Source organism: Streptococcus porcorum (assembly GCF_053203725.1).
In genome coordinates, this window is record NZ_JBRUDG010000004.1 from 66,794 (window position 1) to 87,125 (window position 20,332).

At 43.6% G+C, this 20,332-nt stretch carries 17 protein-coding genes and 2 pseudogenes; 17 read left to right on the top strand and 2 right to left on the bottom strand.

Features of this window, described 5'->3' with window-relative positions:
- Window positions 1-31: 31 nt before the first annotated feature.
- Complete coding sequence (locus tag ACVRWY_RS01955; protein ID WP_354367796.1) at window positions 32-367, bottom strand: winged helix-turn-helix transcriptional regulator; 336 nt, start codon at window positions 365-367, stop codon at window positions 32-34.
- A gap of 179 nt (window positions 368-546) precedes the next feature.
- Between ACVRWY_RS01955 and ACVRWY_RS01960 the strand changes: the two genes are divergently transcribed.
- From ACVRWY_RS01960 to ACVRWY_RS02000, 9 genes are all read left to right on the top strand, one after another.
- Window positions 547-1,335 (top strand): MBL fold metallo-hydrolase, encoded by a 789-nt coding sequence (locus ACVRWY_RS01960; protein ID WP_354367681.1) that lies wholly within the window; start codon window positions 547-549, stop codon window positions 1,333-1,335.
- Between the two features lie 45 nt (window positions 1,336-1,380).
- Window positions 1,381-2,202 carry an SIR2 family NAD-dependent protein deacylase gene (locus ACVRWY_RS01965; protein ID WP_354367679.1) on the top strand — a complete coding sequence of 274 codons (822 nt, stop codon included), beginning with the start codon at window positions 1,381-1,383 and terminating at the stop codon, window positions 2,200-2,202.
- The gene (locus ACVRWY_RS01970; protein WP_354367677.1) at window positions 2,190-2,939 is read left to right on the top strand and encodes a protein-ADP-ribose hydrolase; all 750 of its coding nucleotides are present in this window, start codon (window positions 2,190-2,192) and stop codon (window positions 2,937-2,939) included. The genes ACVRWY_RS01965 and ACVRWY_RS01970 overlap by 13 nt, the downstream gene beginning before the upstream one ends.
- Before the next feature lie 71 nt (window positions 2,940-3,010).
- On the top strand, window positions 3,011-4,000 hold the full coding sequence (locus ACVRWY_RS01975) for a zinc-binding dehydrogenase (RefSeq protein ID WP_354367675.1): 990 nt from the start codon (window positions 3,011-3,013) through the stop codon (window positions 3,998-4,000).
- Window positions 3,975-4,424: a MarR family winged helix-turn-helix transcriptional regulator gene (locus ACVRWY_RS01980; RefSeq protein WP_354367673.1), complete on the top strand. Its 450-nt coding sequence runs from the start codon at window positions 3,975-3,977 to the stop codon at window positions 4,422-4,424. Before ACVRWY_RS01975 ends, ACVRWY_RS01980 begins: the two co-directional genes overlap by 26 nt.
- Window positions 4,417-5,148 carry an ATP-binding cassette domain-containing protein gene (locus ACVRWY_RS01985; protein WP_354367794.1) on the top strand — a complete coding sequence of 244 codons (732 nt, stop codon included), beginning with the start codon at window positions 4,417-4,419 and terminating at the stop codon, window positions 5,146-5,148. The genes ACVRWY_RS01980 and ACVRWY_RS01985 overlap by 8 nt, the downstream gene beginning before the upstream one ends.
- Window positions 5,148-6,662, top strand: coding sequence for an ABC transporter permease/substrate-binding protein (locus ACVRWY_RS01990; protein ID WP_354367671.1), 1,515 nt, complete (start codon window positions 5,148-5,150; stop codon window positions 6,660-6,662). The genes ACVRWY_RS01985 and ACVRWY_RS01990 overlap by 1 nt, the downstream gene beginning before the upstream one ends.
- Window positions 6,663-6,671: 9 nt before the next feature.
- Window positions 6,672-7,433 (top strand): nuclear transport factor 2 family protein, encoded by a 762-nt coding sequence (locus ACVRWY_RS01995; protein ID WP_354367669.1) that lies wholly within the window; start codon window positions 6,672-6,674, stop codon window positions 7,431-7,433.
- 82 nt (window positions 7,434-7,515) lie between these two features.
- Window positions 7,516-8,025, top strand: a complete 510-nt coding sequence (locus tag ACVRWY_RS02000) for a hypothetical protein (protein ID WP_354367667.1) — start codon at window positions 7,516-7,518, stop codon at window positions 8,023-8,025.
- A 517-nt stretch (window positions 8,026-8,542) separates the two neighbouring features.
- On the opposite strand, the pseudogene ACVRWY_RS02005 reads toward ACVRWY_RS02000, so the two are convergent.
- Window positions 8,543-8,938: pseudogene (locus tag ACVRWY_RS02005) on the bottom strand (IS30 family transposase); the annotation flags it as partial.
- 129 nt (window positions 8,939-9,067) lie between these two features.
- On the opposite strand from ACVRWY_RS02005, the gene ACVRWY_RS02010 reads away from it, so the two are divergent.
- From ACVRWY_RS02010 to ACVRWY_RS02045, 8 genes and pseudogenes are all read left to right on the top strand, one after another.
- Window positions 9,068-9,832, top strand: coding sequence for a hypothetical protein (locus tag ACVRWY_RS02010; protein WP_354367665.1), 765 nt, complete (start codon window positions 9,068-9,070; stop codon window positions 9,830-9,832).
- Window positions 9,833-9,952: 120 nt separating this feature from the next.
- The gene (locus tag ACVRWY_RS02015; protein ID WP_354367663.1) at window positions 9,953-10,384 is read left to right on the top strand and encodes an Rrf2 family transcriptional regulator; all 432 of its coding nucleotides are present in this window, start codon (window positions 9,953-9,955) and stop codon (window positions 10,382-10,384) included.
- A 79-nt stretch (window positions 10,385-10,463) separates the two neighbouring features.
- Window positions 10,464-11,465 carry an NADP-dependent oxidoreductase gene (locus ACVRWY_RS02020; protein WP_354367661.1) on the top strand — a complete coding sequence of 334 codons (1,002 nt, stop codon included), beginning with the start codon at window positions 10,464-10,466 and terminating at the stop codon, window positions 11,463-11,465.
- Window positions 11,466-11,490: 25 nt separating this feature from the next.
- Window positions 11,491-12,336, top strand: a complete 846-nt coding sequence (locus tag ACVRWY_RS02025) for an alpha/beta fold hydrolase (RefSeq protein WP_354367659.1) — start codon at window positions 11,491-11,493, stop codon at window positions 12,334-12,336.
- A pseudogene (locus ACVRWY_RS02030) lies at window positions 12,329-12,772 on the top strand (SDR family NAD(P)-dependent oxidoreductase); the annotation flags it as partial. The gene ACVRWY_RS02025 and the pseudogene ACVRWY_RS02030, both read left to right, overlap by 8 nt.
- Before the next feature lie 13 nt (window positions 12,773-12,785).
- Window positions 12,786-13,685: an alpha/beta hydrolase gene (locus ACVRWY_RS02035; RefSeq protein ID WP_354367657.1), complete on the top strand. Its 900-nt coding sequence runs from the start codon at window positions 12,786-12,788 to the stop codon at window positions 13,683-13,685.
- Window position 13,686: 1 nt separating this feature from the next.
- Entirely contained in the window at window positions 13,687-14,286 is a 600-nt protein-coding gene (locus ACVRWY_RS02040; protein ID WP_354367655.1) for a DUF1349 domain-containing protein, read from the top strand.
- 534 nt (window positions 14,287-14,820) lie between these two features.
- Window positions 14,821-20,332 (top strand): Ig-like domain-containing protein (locus tag ACVRWY_RS02045; protein WP_447455779.1); only part of this gene is annotated, 5,512 nt, incomplete at its 3' end.

Genomic DNA, 20,332 nt, shown 5'->3' on the forward strand with positions numbered 1-20,332 from the left:
GTAAGAAAAAACTAGCTTAGATTGTTCTAGGCTAGTTTTGTTGTTCTTGGTACCATTCACCCCAGTCCCACATAGAATCAAGGATTGGCTTCAAGGAATAACCTAGTTCGGTCAGAGAGTATTCCACACGGGGCGGGACTTCTGGATAGACCTTTCGTTTCACAATGCCTTTTGCTTCAAGGTCTCGCAGGTTGCTGGTCAGGACCTTCTGGCTAATGGAGCCAATGGAACGTTGTAACTCGCTAAAGCGTTTGGTGCCACCCATCAGATCGCGTAGGATGAGAATGTTCCACTTGCTACTAATCAGTAGCAAGGTTGTTTCAATAGGGCAAGCTGGCAAGTCTAATGGTAATTTTTTACTGGTCATAGCTTTCTCCAAAAATTTTTTCAAAAAACTTCAGTCTATTTTTCCTTGAAAGTACGCATTTCTTACCTTGAGGTAACTACCCCACTTTAAGGTGCATACTTTCCAAAAGATACTGACAATGATAGTATATAATCATGGCATGAAAAATGCAAGAAGAAATTTATATGGAGGTCATTGATATGACAATTACAAGCAATACATTCGACAAAGTTATTGTTCACACTTACACTGCTCCTGAAGATGGAGCAATGGTAAATACACATATTATTGAAACAGAGGCACACTTGATTGTGGTAGATACCCAGATGCTTCTACCATATGCTCATGAAGTAAAAACATTTGTAGATGGTCTGAAAAAACCAATTGAAATGGTCATCATTTCTCATGGACACCCAGACCATTGGTTCGGCACAGCTGTTTTTGAAGGGGAAAAAGTGTATGCGATTCAGGAAGTGTTGAATGAGATTCAAGAAACAGGACCAGCAGCGATCGAACGGAAAATGGCAGTTTTGGGAGACTTGGTTCCAAACCAAGCAGTTATGCCGACGTTTGTTTTGGCCGAGGGTGATATTACGCTTGATGGGGTTACGATTCGTGTGACAAAAGTGGCTGATACTGAAAGCAGTTTTATCACTACTTTGGAATTGGTTGAGCAAGAAGTTATCATTACACAGGATATTGTTTATAATAATGTTCATCTCTTTGTTGCCCAACAGGAGTTGGAAAATTGGAAAGCTGTTGTAGCGGATTTGAACAACCATAATTGGACTCTAGTGTTACCAGGGCATGGTCTGCCAACAACAAATGCAGTTTTTGGGCAAATGATTGACTATCTAAATCTAGCACAGAAAAGTTTAGCTCATGCAGAATCATTCAGTCAATACAAAGCAGCTATTATGACAGGTTTTCCAGACTACAAGGGTGAAGTATTGATAGACCTAAATGAACAATTTTTGGGTTTGAACTAATCGTTTAAAAGAGGATACCTGCCTCTTTTCTGCTTGGAGGAAACAATGAAACAAGAAAAAATTGATAGCGCCAAGAAATTGCTTGTAGAAGCGGATGCGATTGTGATTGGAGCGGGTGCTGGTCTGTCCAGTGCTGCGGGCTTGACCTACTCAGGACAACGTTTTGAGGAACATTTTGCCCCTTTTATCAAGGCCTATGGGCTGACAGATATGTATTCCGCTGGATTTTATCCCTTTGCGACTGAGGAGAAGAAGTGGGGCTACTGGAGCCAGCACCTCTACCTCGATTGCTATCAAACGGGTAGCTTACCACTCTATCAGGATTTGTATGAACTGGTGGCGGACAAGAATTACTTCGTCATCACGACCAATGTAGATAGTCAGTTTGAAAAGGCGGGATTTGACAAAGAAAAACTCTTTGAAGTTCAGGGAAATTTCGGGGAGTTTCAATGCTCGGTGCCTTGTCATGATGGCGTTTATAATAACCAAACAGCCTTGGAAATCCTGCTTGCCAACCGTCAGGGTTTGGAGGTTAGAAGTGAAGATATCCCCAAATGTCCTAAGTGTGGGGCAGACATGATGAGCCGCTTGAGAATTGACCATCGTTTTGTCGAAGATGCTACCTGGCATCGGCAAGAAAAGGCTTATCTGGATTTTTTGCAGGCCAATGCTGACAAGAACATTGTCTTTTTGGAACTGGGTGTGGGCTTCAACACGCCAACTATCATCAAATTCCCCTTTGAACGTTTGAATGAGGCTTTGCCAGCTGCTAGTCTGATTCGGCTCAATCTGGAAGACCCAGAACGTGAGGGCATTATCACCATTAACCAAGATATGCAGGAGGTTATCAGTGCATGGAAAGACTAGAAAAATTGATTAGCTATCTTGCACCTGACCTGGACCTGCCTCAGACCCGGGAAGAGCAGGAATGGGTCTTGCGAGCCTTGATGAACCTTTGGGAGCCCAAGGTCATGCCGGCGGAGTTTTGGAGCCTGCAAGATGCCTATTTACAGGAAACATTAGCTCAGAAAAGGGTGACAGGCCTTTCCGACTTACAGGAAGTGGAGCCGCAGATTTATCTCTGGCAGGGTGACATTACTAGCCTAGAAGTTGATGCGATTGTCAACGCAGCAAACAGTCAGCTCTTGGGGTGTTTTGTGCCTCATCATCGTTGTATTGACAATGCCATTCATTCGCAGTCTGGGCTTCAGCTGCGGTTGGCTTGTTATCAGCTCATGAAGACTCAGAGGCACTTGGAAGCAACAGGTCAGGCCAAGATTACACCAGCCTACAATCTGCCAGCCAACTATGTTATACATACGGTTGGGCCGATTATTCAGGAGGAGGTCCGTTCTCAAGATGAAGCCTTGCTCGCTTCTTCTTATCAAAAAAGTTTGGAATTGGCAGTGGAAAAGGGGCTGACCAGTATAGCCTTTTGCTGCATCAGTACGGGTGAGTTTCGTTTCCCCAACCAGTTGGCTGCGGAGATTGCGGTCAGAACTGTGAGAGCGTTTGTCTATGACCACCCGCAATTACATGTCATTTTCAATGTCTTCAAAGATGAGGATAGAGCTATTTACCAAGAATTGCTAGGAAGCAGATAGTCAAAAATATTGACTATCTTTCTTTTTCTGTTATAATAGTAAAAAAGTTTGACTAATGAAAGGAAGTTTCTATGAAGGCTGTTGTCGTATCACAGGCTGGTGGGCCAGAGGTTTTGGAAGTAAAAGAAGTTGCCAAACCGCAGGTGAAAACAGGCTGGTCCTTGGTAAAAATCAAAGGTTTTGGTATCAATCATTCGGAGATTTTTACTAGACAGGGTCTGTCACCAAGTGTTGTCTTTCCGAGAATTTTAGGGATTGAATTGGTTGGTGTCGTTGAGGAAACGACGGAGCCAGACAGGTTACCAGTCGGGCAAAAGGTTGTATCGATCATGGGCGAGCTGGGTCGAGCCTTTGACGGTGGCTATGCAGAGTACGCCCTGGTGCCTAATCAAATCCTCTACCCTGTCCAGACTGATTTGGGTTGGGCAGAACTAGCTAGTGTCCCTGAAACCTACTACACTGCCTACGGTTCCATGAAAAATCTCAAGCTGGAAGCGTCAGATCGGATCTTGGTGCGTGCGGGGGCTAGCGGGGTTGGACAGGCCTTTGTCAAATTAGTGCGGAGCCAGTTTCCAGACCTGCCTATCTACGCTTCTGTCCGCAAGCTAGAAAAGACCGATCAACTGTTGGCCTCTGGTTTTAGCCAAGTCATCCTCGAAAAAGAGGGGCGTTTGCAGACAGATTTGACCTTCAGCAAGATTCTTGAGCTGGTTGGTCCTGCTACTCTAGCGGATTCCCTGGCTCATCTGGAGGAAGGCGGCATTGTCTGCTCGATGGGGCAGCTGGGGGGCAAGTGGTATCTGGAGGACTTTGACCCCATTGAGCAGCTGCGGCAGAATGTCTATTTGACTACGTTTTATTCGGGCAATGTCAATCAGGACAAGTTGCAGGAGATGTTTGACTACCTAGCTCGTTATCGGGTGCCAGTTGGGCCTGAGAAGATTTTTAGTTTGGATACCATACAGGAGGCTCACCGCTATTTAGAGGGGGCGGTGGCTTTTGGCAAGGTGATTGTGCTCAATAGGGAGGAAGATGATGACAGAATTGAGACAGCGGAGTAAGAACTTGGCCCGTATCTTTGACCTGCAGGTTGGGCTCTACGAGGGTTATGCACGGCGACAGGGGCTAAACGGCAAGTGCCTATCGATCCTTATGTGGCTTTATTATCATCCCGGAGGTGTGACGCAGAAGTGGGTCAATAAGAAGACTTACTCTAGCAAGCAGGTGGTCAATGCCACTATCAAGAAATTTCTGGATAAGGGCTATGTCTTTTTTGAGGAAAATCCAGCAGACAAACGGCATAAGAAGGTCAAATTGACCGAGGAAGGCCGTGTCTATGCCAGTCGGATTTTGGACCCCTTGGAAGAGGCGGAAAAAACAGCCCTGTCCCAGTTCAGCTTGGAAGAACAGGAGCAGTTACTGGACCTCTTTGGTCGCTATGGGCAGGCCTTGACGGAAATTTTAGGAGGAGAAAATGATGATTGAGTACCAAAATGTGTCCTTGACCTGTCAGGTCAGCGGGCCAATCTTGAAGAATTTGACATTTGACATTCAAGAGGGAGAATTCTTTGTCCTGATTGGACCAAGCGGGAGCGGAAAAACAACGACGCTGAAACTGATCAACCGTTTGATTGAGCAGACAGATGGAGATATTCGGATTCAGGGCAAGCGGCTGAAAGACTTTGATCTACGTGAGCTACGCTTGGAAACAGGCTACGTCCTGCAACAGATTGCTTTATTTCCAAATATGACAGTGGCTGAAAATATTGCTCTTATTCCTGAGATGAAGGGGATGAGCAAGCAAGATATTCTAAAAAAATCCAGAGAGCTTTTAACTAAGGTTGGCTTGGATCCAGATAGTTATCTAGGGCGTCTCCCCAAGGACTTGTCTGGGGGAGAAAAGCAGCGGATTGGGATTCTGCGAGCGATCATTGCCAATCCCAAGGTCTTGCTGATGGATGAGCCTTTCTCAGCCCTAGACCCTATTAGCAAAGGGCAGTTGCAGGACTTAATCAAAGACTTGCATGAAGAGTTCAAGATGACAACGGTTTTCGTCACGCATGATATGGACGAAGCGGTTAAGCTGGCAGACCGTATTTGCTTGATGAAGGCAGGTGAGGTGGTCCAGTTGGGCACGCCTGATGAGCTCCGCAACCAGCCTGCTAATGACTTTGTTGTTGAATTTATGAAAAATCGGGGAGGTGCCTAATGGATCAGTTGTTAACAACCTTTCTGGAACGCAAGGCGGACTGGCTGACAGCCCTCTTTGAGCACCTGCGGATTTCCCTTCTGGCCTTGATTATCGCCATTGCCATTGCGGTGCCACTGGGCTTGGTCTTGTCCAACAAGAAAAAGCTGACCGAGTGGAGTTTGCAGGTGACAGGCGTTTTCCAGACCATTCCCTCCTTGGCACTTCTGGGGCTCTTTATTCCCTTTATGGGTATCGGAACGCTACCTGCGGTGGTGGCCCTGGTTATTTATGCCATCTTCCCCATTTTGCAGGGGACGTTGACGGGGCTTTCGGAAATCGATCCCTCGCTGGAAGAGGCTGCGACGGCTTTTGGGATGACCAAGCTGGAAAAACTGCGTAAATTCCAGTTGGCTCTGGCCATGCCTATTCTCATGTCTGGTATTCGGACGGCAGCCATTATGATTATCGGAACGGCAACGCTTGCTGCCTTGGTCGGTGCAGGCGGTTTGGGCTCTTTTATCCTCTTGGGAATTGACCGCAATGATTCGGCTCTGATTTTGATTGGGGCGGTGTCGTCGGCAGTCTTGGCTGTCCTCTTTGGCTCGGTCATCAAGTTCTTGCAGGATAAGAAACCTCGTACTATTCTGGCGGCTCTCTTAGTGACACTTTTGGCTGTCGGAGTCAGCTATGTGCCGTTTAATCAATCGTCATCGAAAAAGCTAGTCATCGCTGGGAAATTGGGGGCCGAGCCTGAAATCCTCATCAATATGTACAAACTCTTAATTGAAGACAAGACGGATATCGAGGTGGAGCTGGAGCCAAACTTTGGTAAGACCAGCTTTCTCTACGAAGCCCTTAAGTCTGGCTCGATTGATATTTACCCTGAGTACACTGGTACCATTACGACCACTCTTTTGACTAGTCCGCCGTCTGATCTGTCCAACAATCCTGAGGAGGTTTATACCTACGCAAAAGAAGCGATTTTGGAACAGGACGGCTTGGTTTATTTGGCTCCAACAGACTTTCAAAACACCTATGCTGTGGCAGTGATGGAAGACTACGCTCAAGATCATGGTCTTGAAAAGATTTCGGATTTGGCAAAAGTGCAGCAGACTGCTGTCGCAGGCTTCTCTTTGGAGTTTAACGACCGCGAAGATGGTAATATTGGTCTAAAAAATATCTACAATCTCCAACTCAATGTCAAAACCATGGAGCCTGCCCTTCGCTACGAAGCTATTAAAAACGGAGATGTGCAGCTAGTTGATGCCTACTCAACAGATAGCAAGATTGTTTCTTACAAGCTGAAAATCCTGGAAGACGACAAGCAGCTCTTCCCACCCTATCAGGCCGCTCCGCTATTGTCCAAAGAGACTCTAGACAAATACCCTGAGTTGGAGCAAGTCCTGGGGGCTTTGGCGGGCAAAATATCGACCGAGGAAATGACTCAGATGAACTATGCGGTCGATGTGGAAGGCGGGTCGGCAGAGCAAGTGGCGAGGGAATATTTAGAACAAGAAGAATTGTTAAAATAGGAGAAAACCATGACTAATCAACTAGAAAATGCTAAAAATCTCTATCTCCGTGGCATTCGCGACGGGGAAATCAAGGAAGTCCATGAGCACTACATGGGTGCTACTTACACCCAGCATAGTACGGGTGTGCCTGATGAGAAAGAGGGCTTTGCGGCTTTCTTTGAGGACTTTTTCAAACGCAATCCCAAGCGGGAAATTAACATTGTGCGTGCCATTGAAGACGGAAATTTTGTCTTCGTCCATGTCCACCAGAAACTCAATGACGGTGAGGCTGAGTGGGTGACGGCGGACATCTTCCGTTCAGATGAAAACGGCCGTATCGTCGAGCATTGGGATGTCATTGATGCCTATCCGAAAACCATTGGCCAAACAGATCCGATTTACGCAGACTTTGAACTGACTGACCTAGACAAGACTGAGGACAACAAGAAAATCGTCCGTCGTTTCTTGGTCGATGTCCTTCAAAATGGGGAAATCGAGAAGTTTGACGACTATGTGGCAGCGGACCTGATTCAGCACAACCAAGAGATTTCCCAAGGGGGTGCAGCCTATAAGGATTATCTTGTCGACAATCAAGTCAACTACGACTTTGTCTTCAAGGTGATGGGACAGGGTGACTATGTGGTGGCTTACTCGAAAGTCTGGATTGCAGGTCAGGACTACGCCCACTTTGACATCTACCGTCTCAAAGATGGTAAGATTGTTGAGCACTGGGACAACAAGGAAGTCATGCCAGAGAAAAAAGATTTGACGAATCTAGGGAAGTTTTAAGAAGGGAATTTTCTCTTCTTTTCTCTTGACTTTTTTGTTTTCTCGGTTGATAATAGGAAAAAAGATTGTGGAGTAGTTGTTCATGCTTAAATACCTTCGTGCCTTCCCCTTGCTTGTTGTAGCAAGTGCTGTTGTATATCTCTCGATTTGGATGTGGATTGATAATGGGGATTGGACCTACATCATTGCCAGAGTGTCTGGTATGGCGGAGAAGCATGCCAACAATTTATCTCTAATCGCCATCGCCATTCAGTCCCTCTTTTTTACGTCCGATTGGTTTTATAGTCGTATCCGTTCCTTTCTAAATCGTCGTTTGGAAAAAGCCAGAGGGCTCAATCGGCAGATTTATTTGGGCTACAAGGCTGGAGTTGAATTCCTGATGGCTCTACCCAAACGGACCATCTTGTTTAGCTTTTACCTGCTCTTGACCATTTTGGAAAACTTGGGTGTGATTGCTAGTGCTAAAGATTACGGAGTGGTGGTAATTTTTATTATCGCCGTGGACCGTGTGACTAAAATATGGCCAGAAGAAAAACACAGACTGGTCATATTCAGCCAAAAAGTCAAGAAACGCATTAAGAGTGTGGACTGATGTGCTGGGATTAGTTGAAAACGTATTAGAGGAGGGGAGTAGGCGGAAGTTTTTACTTATTTTGTTAAGCAGATTAGCATAGAAAGTTGTAAAATGTTTACTTGTAAAAGTAATTAGTTTCAAAAAAATTGTTTTAGAAATGCCATATCATATAGTCTTTTCACCTATGGACTTATAAAAATGTAATCATGCTTAACATAACAAATGGAGGAATAATAAAAAGAGATGGATAAGTTGTATCCATCTCTTTTGGCATGATTACTGTAGTAACAATAAATAAGCTAGGTGATTATTGTTCTACTTACTTTTGAATAACTGATAAAGTTAATAGTATTTCTAAGATAAATAATAGTAGTTGTTTCCTATTTGTTAACAAAATATTTTAAGCTATTACATTGCCAGAGACCTCAGCTTTATATCCAGTAGCATTAACATAATGAATAGGATTCATAAACCATTGATTGACATTATATCTTTTACTTAATGTTTTCTCAAAGTAGTTATCTTTCTCAAATTGTCAAATTAAGCTAGACTTTTTCATGTAACTCAGAAAAACTTTGTATGGTGTTTGATAATTCAAAGACTTTCTAGGAATCTTATTCCTCTTATCAGCTATAGCTGATAAAAACTGCTGAGAAATATCGGTAAAGTCCATCTGTTTAGGCAATCCGTTTCGTCTTAGTAAGCCATTCGAGTGTTCATTGAGACCTCGTTGTCCAGGACAACCTGGATCGACAAAGAAAATGTCAACGTCAAGTGGATTCGAAATAGACTTCCAATTGGAAAACTCTTTCCCACAATCAAAAGTAATCGACTTAAAGAGATGCCTGGGGAATTGAGACAGCCATTGATTGATGGCAACCTCAATATCACTTGCTTTTCGTCCCTTTGTTTTCAGTGTAATGATGAGTTTTTCTGTCTAGCTTAATTTGACAATTTGGGAGAAAATAAATTTTAAGTAAACTGTTTGCTAACTCAAAATCAATGTGATATACTTGTTCCTGCATTAGATACAAATAAAATCAATGAGGTATTCGTAACGATGTCTAACAAATTTGAAAAAAGATTTTCACTGTCCATTTTATTATGGATGCGTCAGGATAAACCGCGTCAAGAGGGAATGGACTACTGGAGTGGCGGGCATGCACAGATTATTGCAGCTTCACCGGGTCTATTAGAATACCGCCAGCAACATTTGAGTGAGACAGAACATAGTTTTTGGCCGAAAGTGACAGGCTTGGAAACGACTATTCCAGAAGACCGTCGGATTGATGGCATTGCGGAAGTGACCTACCAGAAGTTATTGGCACCAATAGGCGGTCGCCGTCAGACGGCCCTTGCTTTTGAAGATGAGGTCAATGTTTTCCGTCGGACCTTGATGCACATGGGCTTCCCTTATTCATCACGTTGGTACCATACTAGCACTCAGGCCCAAACCCAACTGCGTGATGTCCTTTACTTCCGCCGCAAAGATGGTGTGAAGAGCGGCAGCTTCAAAAATTTTGTTCAAGATGGACTTGCCAGTCAACTGGCGACAATCTCTGGAGTGACAGAAGTACGAACGCAGGTCTATCTTCCTTGGAATAAAGCGACTTGGAATACCCCAAATGTTGCCCATGACAATCCTAAAGAAGACCATCTTCATGCCTCTATCATCCTAGGATTTGCGGATCAGGCGGCAAGAGAGGCCTTCTATGCCACCCTAGCTCCGCAGTTGAATGCAGAAGTGGTGCAATACGCCTCAGCAGTCCACGCCTATCATATAGAAAAAAACTTGCCATTTGTCCTAGATGGCAAACGCATGTAAGACAAGCGACTTCTTGGTCGAATGCTTTATTTTTAAAAAATCAAGCAAAAGACTTGCCAAGAAGTCTAGCTTATGGTAAACTTGTTCTTGCAAGTGATACAAGAACAGAAAGGAGCGCGAATGGATACAAAGTTTTCAGTAGCCCTTCATATACTGACCATGATCAGTGAGAGTAAGGAAATACTTAGCTCGCAAGCCTTAGCTGAGAGCGTTGGTACCAATGCCAGCTACATCCGCAAGGTGATTGCACTTTTGAAAAATGCAGGCTTAATCACTTCGCACCAAGGGAGATCAGGCTACCAATTGAGCAAGTCCCCTAAGGATATTAGCTTATTGGAAATCTACCTTGCGACGCAAGAAGTGGAGCATATTCGACTATTTCAGATACACCAGAATGCCAATCTTACCTGTCCAGTTGGGCAGCATATAGAAGGTGCAATGGTTCCCATCTTTTCCAGCGTTGAACAAGAACTGGAAAATCAACTCAGTCGTCAATCCTTAGATAATGTCATTAATAATCTCTATCAATCCGCACAAGAAACCCGAATCTGACCGAGGTCAGATTTTATAAACCCAAACATAGACCTGTAAGTGATACAGGAACAAACTAAAGAATAGAAAAGAGAAGAACATGAAAGTAGCACAACACACATCTTATAATAAAAACAATATCACCCTTAACCTTACAGAAATGGCTAAACCACAAATCAAGCCTAACCAAGTCCTTGTCAAAGTGACCGCAGCAGGCGTTAACCCATTGGACAACATGATTTCACGCGGAGATGTGAAATTGATTGTCCCTTACAAATTGCCACAAACAGCTGGAAATGAAGTAGTCGGCTTGGTTGAAGAAGTAGGTTCAAGCGTGACGACATTTGCAGCAGGTGATCGTGTCTTCGGCCGTCTTCCGCTTGATAGTATCGGTGCTTTTGCTGAGTATGTAGCAGTTGACGCTCAGGCTCTTGCTAAGGTTCCTGCCTACTTGACAGATGAAGAAGCGGCAGCTGTTCCTTTGACAGCCTTGACTATCATGCAGGCCCTTGACCTCATGGGTGCTGAGGCAGGCAAGACCATCTTCATCTCAGGTGGAACTGGTGGCGTCGGTGGTATGGCTATTCCGATTGCCAAAGCCAAGGGCTTGAGAGTTATCACAAATGGTGATGGGGCAAGTGGTGAACGTGTCTTGAAACTCGGTGCAGACCGTTTTATCGATTTCAAAAAAGAAGATTACACCAAAACACTTAGCAATGTTGACTACGTCTTGGACACACTTGGTGGTGCAGAAACGGAAAAACAAATGTCCATCATGAAAAAAGGTGGTCAGCTGGTTTCCCTTCGTGCCATGCCAAATGGCGAATTTGCCAAACGCATGAATTTGCCAAAATGGAAACAAATCTTGTTTGGCCTAGCTGGTCGTTCATTTGACAAAATGGCTAAAAAATACGGTGTTCACTACCATTTCATTTTCGTAGAGAGCAATGGTCGTCAACTGCAAGAGGTAGCAGACATTTTCAGCAAGTTAGAAATCAAACCGTCTATCGATACCGTTTATCCATTTGAAGAAGTCAACGCAGCACTTGATAAGGTTGCCAATGGTCGTTCACGCGGAAAAACCGTCCTCAGTTTCAACTAAAAAATAAAATATATAGGGAAATATCATGTCATATATTACAACTAAAAACCAATACATCACCGTTTCAAACAATAAAATCGCCTACCGTGAGCTCAGCAAGGGCAAGTCAGACCTTCCTTTGGTCATGCTGGTTCACCTAGCGGCGACCTTGGACAACTGGGATCCCAAATTGCTGGATTTGTTGGCTGAAAAGCACCATGTGATTGTCCTAGACCTTCCTGGCGTAGGAGCTAGTCAGGGCAAGGTGGCTCCGACTATTCCAGGAATGGCTGAGCAGGCTGTTTCCATTATCAAGGCTTTGGGTCATGAGAAAATTAATTTGCTAGGTCTGTCTATGGGTGGTTTCATTGCTCAAGAAATCGTTCGTCTGGATAGTCAGCTGGTCAACCGTTTGATTTTAGCAGGTACAGGTCCTCGTGGTGGTTTTGAAGTTGATAAGGTGACTGGAAAAACCTTCCGCTATATGCTGAAGGCTGGTTTGGAGCGTGTGGATCCAAAACGCTACATTTTCTACAATCATGATGAAGCAGGTCGTTTGGAGGCAGAAAAAGTCTTGGGTCGTATGGGGCAAAGAAGTGCTGCTCATGCAGACAAGGACATGAATGTTCCAGGATTTTTGACTCAGCTGAAAGCTATCAAACGCTGGGGAAGAGAGCCGCAAGATGATATGACCTTTATCACCCAACCAACCCTGATCGTTAACGGTGATAAGGACATGCAAGTTCCAACAGAAAATTCGTATACCATGCACGAGAAAATCAAAAATAGCCAACTGATCATCTATCCAAATGCAGGTCACGGCTCTATCTTCCAAAATGCAGAAGAGTTTTCGAAAGCCTTACTAGCCTTTTTGGAGGAAAGCAATGCCTAAAACTATTTTAATCACAGGATCGACAGACGGGATTGGCAAACACCTAGCCATGAAACTAGCTAGTGAAGGCCATGAAGTAATCTTGCACGGGCGAAATAGCGAAAAGCTCCGTGTAGCCCTCAGTGATATTCAACTAAAAACAGGGAATAAAAAGATTCATGGCTACCTAGCAGACTTTTCCAAGTTAGCAGATGTCTATCGTTTCAGCCAAGAAATTAAACGCGATTTTGAGCAAATTGATGTCTTGTTAAACAATGCGGGTGCTTACTTTGGAGATGCCCGTGTGGCAACGGCAGAAAATATCGAGATGACCTTTATGCTGTCTGTCCAAGTTCCTTATATCTTGACGACGGAGTTGTTGCCCTTGCTGGAAAAAGCAGGAGGCAGGGTCATTCACACCTCTTCCTTCATGCACCATTTTGCACAAACCAGAGGTCATTCAATCGTTTATGTACAAGGAGAGTTCACCGAACTCTTACAGTCCTCTTTATGATCCCATTGATGGTCTGAAAGAAAATGGTCAGTATTTGAAAAGTGAGATTGCCTATAGCAAGGACTATCCTAACAGTTTTTTAGATATTACCTATCCAGACCAAAATCTTGAAGCTGACCGTCCAACCCTCTTCTATTTCCACGGAGGTGGATTCTTTGGAGGCAGCAAAAATATGGGGGACCCTCTGGCTGCCAGCCAAGCCACCTATCTCATTGACGACATCGTTTCAAAAGGATATAATGTAGTCAATGTTGACTATGCTCTTGTACCAGACTATCATTTTCCAACGCCTGTGATTCAGATGAATCAGGCCATTGCCTACATAAAGGAACACGCTGAAGAATACCATTTGAACATGGACAATGTCGTCTTAATGGGTTCATCCGCAGGTGCCATCATGGTTGCTCAATATGGTAGCCTCTTAGCCAACAATGATTACGCTCAGCTATTGAACATTGAACCAAGTATTGCAAAAGAACATGTCAAGGCCCTCGTTATCGATGACGCTCCCTTAGATTACGCCAAGTTTAGCTTAAGCACGAAGATCTTGGTTGGAAATTATGTTTCAGGAACCATCTATCTAAGTGAGGAAGAAATCAATGCCTATAACCCGATTTCACATGTGAACAAGGACTATCCAGCTAGTTTCCTTCTGGGAAGCGAGTATCGAACAGATATGGTGTTGCTCAATAAGGCCTTGAAGCAAGCGGGAGTTGAAAATGAATTGGTCGATCCTTTAGCAGAAGAAGGGCTTGAAAAGCCTCATGGTTTTGTGGCGAATTTACGAACAGACCCTGTGTCTGCCAAAGCATTTGAGCGGATGATGACTTTTATTGACGAACGAACTAAGGAGTAAAATGAACACTAAGAATTTTTACTGGGTGCGAGAACCAGAAAACTATCAGATTTCGGATACAGAAATCAGAATCACAACCCAAGCCCACACAGACTTGTGGCAGAAAACCTATTACCATTTTGTCAATGACAATGCTCCCCTGCTCTTGATGGACACGGAGGAAGAGTATTTTTCCTTTACGGTTAAGACAGATTTTTCCAATAGCCATACCCGCTTTGATCAGTGCGGTGTCGTGGTCTATCAGGATTCGGAAAACTGGATCAAAGGCTCGATTGAGTATGAAAATGAAGATTTTCAGCATTTGGGCAGCGTTGTGACCAATCAGGGCTTTTCAGACTGGGCAACCCAGGAAATTCCTGCTTCTGTCAAGTCAATTTACTACCGTTTGAGCCGACGGGGAAGTGATTTTTGCATTGAAAACTCCAAGGACGGTATTCATTTTGAGCAGATGCGGATTTGCCACCTGCACCAAGGCGGCGGTAAGATTCGTTTTGGTGTCTATGCCTGCTCGCCAGAAGACTCTTCCTTTGAAGCTGTCTTTACAGAAATGACCTTGACTGACTGCAAGTGGTTGGCCCACGACGGACAGCAACCAGATTAACATTATAAAGAGAGTTTCTTATTGATGTTATCGTCTAGGTTTGAGTGTGCGTACCTTACAGAGAAATTTGTCAGCTGAAACTACCAGCTTTAAGAAAGAGCTATAAGCAGTTCAAAAATCTATGGCTTTCTCTTACCTTAAGATGAATCTCTCAGCTGAAGAAATCTCTAGCCTAGTCGACTATAGCGAGGTCAATGCTTTTAGCCGAGCCTTTAAAAAATGGACAGGCATGACCATAACGGATTATAACAAGAAAAACCATTTCAGCTAATGCACTTGAAAATAAAAACGATCTCCTCACCCAAGGAAATTTGGGCTGAGGAGTTTTTTTATTTAGAAAGGCTTTAGTCTTTGTAAAAATATGAATATTCTCAAAAACTAAAAAATACTGTTATAAAAATTTTATATATCGCTTAGTTTCTATCAAAAAAAGTAATATTCAGCAATCAAAATGCTTGCAATATATATATATATATATATATATAATGTTAATGAGCGGTCAAAATTCAACTCGCAAATATTTAGGAGGTATTTATGTATTTTAATCGTCAAGGTAGCCAACAGAAAAATTGGCGTATGATTAAAAAAGGAAAGCAATTCTTATTTGGATGCTCCCTTGTACTTGCCATTGGTGCCGTAGCCAATGTTGCAAGTGCAGATACAGTCACAACAGAACCAACCACAACTTTAGATAATACAGCATCTGTAGGATCAGAGGATGGAACTTCAGTTGAGACAAGCACAGAAGCAGTTACAGAAGCTGCAACTTCTACAGCAACAAGTGAAGCAAGCTCAACAGTTGCAACTTCTACTGCAGCAACAAGTGAGGCAAGCTCAGAATCCGCTGCTTCCACTGTAGCAACAAGCGAAGCAAGTTCAGAAGCTGCAACTTCTACTGCAACAAGTGAAGCAAGCTCAGAATCAGCTACATCAACAGCTACAGAAGCAAGCACAGAAGTAGTAGCAGAGACAACAAACCGTACAGCTTATATTGCCTATGAAGTGCAATATACAACTAGCACAGGTGAGGTTGTTGCCAAAACTGCTAACTTAGTGGCAACAGAAACTTCTGAAGAAGTGGCAGAATCGACACTTACAGTAGCTGCAGCAGATATTCCAGCAGGTTACACATTGGCTCAAGGTCAAGCTGCAACCATTACTCAGCAAATCTCAGAGAGCCAAGTTAACATCTTGTCTTTTGCGATTGTTAAGAAGTCTGAAGAAGAAGAGATTGCTGAATCTCAATTGGCAAACAAAACAGTTCTTGAGCAAGTCATTTCAGAAGCTATTGTCCTTTCAGATGAAGCTTTGCGCCAAGTCGCAACGACTCAAGCAGGTAATACAGAGCTTGAAGCAGCAGCAACTTCAACTCAAGAGACTGTTGACAACGCAATTATTGTTTTAGAAGATGCATCAGCAACGCAAGAGCAAGTAGATAGCCAAGTTGAAGCAGTGAAAGCAAGTACATTGGCACTTGCTGATGAAATGCTCAAAGTAGATGAAGATGGGAACTTGACAGTTGCCTTGAATACTACAGGGACAACAATCTCGGCAGAGCGTGGAACTGGTACTGCGGCAAACGTCGTTTCAAACTATGAAATCAGAGATGGTTACGTATACTGGACACATGAGTTTAACAATAATTATGTAAACCGTAACTACTATAATTACTTCTTCACAATACCAAGTTCAGTTGGAGCTATGGAAGATTTAGTTGTTACTCAATATAACACAGATGGATCAGTTCGCTCGACAAGTAATACATGGCCTGATGGTGAGGGTGATGAAGGGGGTATTGCTGCTAATATTGGTCGTATCGGAAATGGATACTTTGATAAAAAAGGTTTAAATGAAGGTAGAGTAAATGCACCTTTATATGCTAATCAAAACCATATTTTATCAGCTATTGATCGTACTGGTTTTGCGGGCTCAGATGCTATTCTAAACAACTCTCAATCTGAGTACTATGTACTGAACTCTAGCCGTCGTACAAATAATACAACTCGTTGGACAGTAACTTATCGCACACCAATCGTAGATGATTCAAAACCATTGGATTATATTGCCGGTGGTGCAGCACAGGTTAAGGCTGATAAAGATGATGTTGTTGTTGGTACTTATGGTGCGGTCTTGAAAGAAGACTTGGATATTCAAAACGACTATAAACTAGCTTGGACACAGCAGTCAGTTTCTAGCCGTAACGATGCTGGGTTTGCATGGAGTGACGATGGTAAGTCAATTATCTACTATTATGATGCGGATGATACAACGTCATTCAACGCTAATGAAATCCTAAAACTTCTAGTTGCTAATCCAGTAGATTCTACTAACCGCACACTAAATGGTGATGAAAAAGAGAAGTTGGAAACAGGTATTGTTAATTCAACAGCTGATAATTACTATGGTACAGGGGATTCTACGGGTGCAGATGGTTTCTACTATAAGGACTACCTTGCATATGAGAATGGAAACCTTGTTCAGTACCTTGATCTTGTTAACCCAACTCACCTTGGTGGTGGTGAGACGATTCCGTTGGATGTTGATAAGACAAATACAACAGATTCAATTACTATTGATGCCAAAAATGGTGCAGGTGAGATTACAATTACAAGTGACGATATCCCATCTGGCAAGCAGTTGGTTAACTCTGTAACACAACGCCAAGTTTATGCGGGCACTCGTATTGTCGCATTGGACTCAACTATTAACTCTGCAACAGATACAAATGTTGTTAACCTTTACTTTGTACCTTATACTGCTGCACCTAACCAAGCACCAACCATTGATAGCATTGGTACAGATGGAACTCAGTTAAATTCTGACAGCACGAATAACAAGTATCTCTTTGTTTTTGGTACAACAGAAGGAACAACTGAAACTGAAACAGGAGCGACAACAGCAGCACCTGTAGTTAACAAAGATAATGCTACGGCGACAATTGCTATGTCAGATGCAGATGGTACGATTGCTAGTGTTTCTTATGATGATGCTAAACCATCACCAATGACAACACTTGGTAGCAACTTGACACTTGGGACAGACGGTAAGCTTGAAGGTTCCTTCAACCATGGTGCAGGTGGTTATTATACTCGTCGTGTCACTGTGACAGATGATGACGGTGCAACAGCAACAAGTAACGCTTTCTATGTTTATGCTTATACTGATAAAGAAGTCGATACAACTTCAATCGAAAAAGAAGAAGGTACAGCAGTTACTGAAGCAGAGATCTTTGCTAAGTTGGCTATTGCAACAACAAGTGATGCATTCCCTAATACAGGAAAAAATATTCCAACAGTGCCAGATACAGAGTATACTCGTACAGTCGTTGGTTACCGTGCGGTTGGAAGCACAGATGTTACAGAGGCAACTGTCGACACACTTCCAACAACTGGTGAGTATGAAGTAAGAGTACAAACTCGTAACATTTACGGTCAAGATATCTATAACTGGATTACCGTTTCATATTCTGACACAGTTGCTCCAGAAACCCCATCAGTAGTAGCTAACGAAGATGGTACAGTAACCGTAACACCATCACAAACAGCTGGTGATGATACTAAGACGACAGACATCACTTATACTGATGAAAATGGCACAGAACAAACAGTAACTGTTACTAAAGAAGATGATGGTACATGGTCCGTTCCAGCAGATTCAGGTGTCACTGTAGATCCTACTACAGGCGCAGTCACAATTCCAGCAGATAAAGTTCAAGATGGCTCAACAGTTTCTGCCACATCAACTGATGAAGCAGGCAACACCTCAAACCCAGCAACAGACACTGCTAAGAATAATCCAGACACCACAGCACCAGAAGTACCATCAGTAGTAGCTAACGAAGATGGCTCAGTCACTGTGACTCCATCAGAAACAGCTGGTGATGATACTAAGACCGTTGACATCACTTATACTGATGAAAATGGCACAGAACAAACAGTAACTGTTACTAAAGAAGATGATGGCACATGGACAGTACCAGCAGATTCAGGTGTCACTGTAGATCCTACTACAGGCGCAGTCACAATCCCAGCTGATAAGGTTCAAGATGGCTCAACAGTTTCTGCCACATCAACTGATGAAGCAGGCAACACCTCAAACCCAGCAACAGACACTGCTAAGAATAATCCAGATACAACAGCACCAGAATCTCCATCAGTAGTAGCTAACGAAGATGGTACAGTAACCGTAACACCATCACAAACAGCTGGTGATGATACTAAGACGACAGACATCACTTATACTGATGAAGCAGGTACATCTCAAACAGTAACTGTTACTAAAGAAGATGATGGCACATGGACAGTACCAGCAGATTCAGGTGTCACTGTAGATCCTACTACAGGCGCAGTCACAATTCCAGCAGATAAAGTTCAAGATGGTTCAACAGTTTCTGCCACATCAACTGATGAAGCAGGTAACACCTCAAACCCGGCAACAGACACTGCTAAGAATAATCCAGATACAACAGCACCAGAATCTCCATCAGTAGTAGCTAACGAAGATGGCTCAGTCACTGTAACACCATCAACCACAGCGGGTGATGATACTAAGACCGTTGACATCACTTACACTGATGAAAATGGAACAGAACAAACAGTAACTGTTACTAAAGAAGATGATGGCACATGGACAGTACCAGCAGATTCAGGTGTCACTGTAGATCCTACTACAGGTGCAGTCACAATCCCAGCTGATAAGGTTCAAGATGGCTCAACAGTTTCTGCCACATCAACTGATGAAGCAGGCAACACCTCAAGCCCAGCAACAGACACTGCTAAGAATAATCCAGACACCACAGCACCAGAAGTACCATCAGTAGTAGCTAACGAAGATGGCTCAGTCACTGTGACTCCATCAGAAACAGCTGGTGATGATACTAAGACCGTTGACATCACTTATACTGATGAAAATGGCACAGAACAAACAGTAACTGTTACTAAAGAAGATGATGGCACATGGACAGTACCAGCAGATTCAGGTGTCACTGTAGATCCTACTACAGGCGCAGTCACAATCCCAGCTGATAAGGTTCAAGATGGCTCAACAGTTTCTGCCACATCAACTGATGAAGCAGGCAACACCTCAAACCCAGCAACAGACACTGCTAAGAATAATCCAGATACAACAGCACCAGAATCTCCATCAGTAGTAGCTAACGAAGATGGTACAGTAACCGTAACACCATCACAAACAGCTGGTGATGATACTAAGACGACAGACATCACTTATACTGATGAAGCAGGTACATCTCAAACAGTAACTGTTACTAAAGAAGATGATGGCACATGGACAGTACCAGCAGATTCAGGTGTCACTGTAGATCCTACTACAGGCGCAGTCACAATTCCAGCAGATAAAGTTCAAGATGGTTCAACAGTTTCTGCCACATCAACTGATGAAGCAGGTAACACCTCAAACCCGGCAACAGACACTGCTAAGAATAATCCAGATACAACAGCACCAGAATCTCCATCAGTAGTAGCTAACGAAGATGGCTCAGTCACTGTAACACCATCAACCACAGCGGGTGATGATACTAAGACCGTTGACATCACTTACACTGATGAAAATGGAACAGAACAAACAGTAACTGTTACTAAAGAAGATGATGGCACATGGACAGTACCAGCAGATTCAGGTGTCACTGTAGATCCTACTACAGGTGCAGTCACAATCCCAGCTGATAAGGTTCAAGATGGCTCAACAGTTTCTGCCACATCAACTGATGAAGCAGGCAACACCTCAAGCCCAGCAACAGACACTGCTAAGAACAATCCAGACACAACAGCACCAGAAGCACCAGTTGTTAACGCACCAAAAGCAGGTGACACAACTGTAACAGGTACAGCTGAACCAGGCTCAACTGTCACTGTAACCTTCCCAGATGGTTCAACTGTAACAACAACTGCAGATGAAGATGGTAACTACACAGTTGACGTCCCAGCAGGTGTTGAGCTTAAAGAAGGCGACAAAGTCACTGCGACAGCTACTGATGAGGCAGGTAACGTCTCAGAACCAACAGAAGCTACAACGACAGCTAACCCAT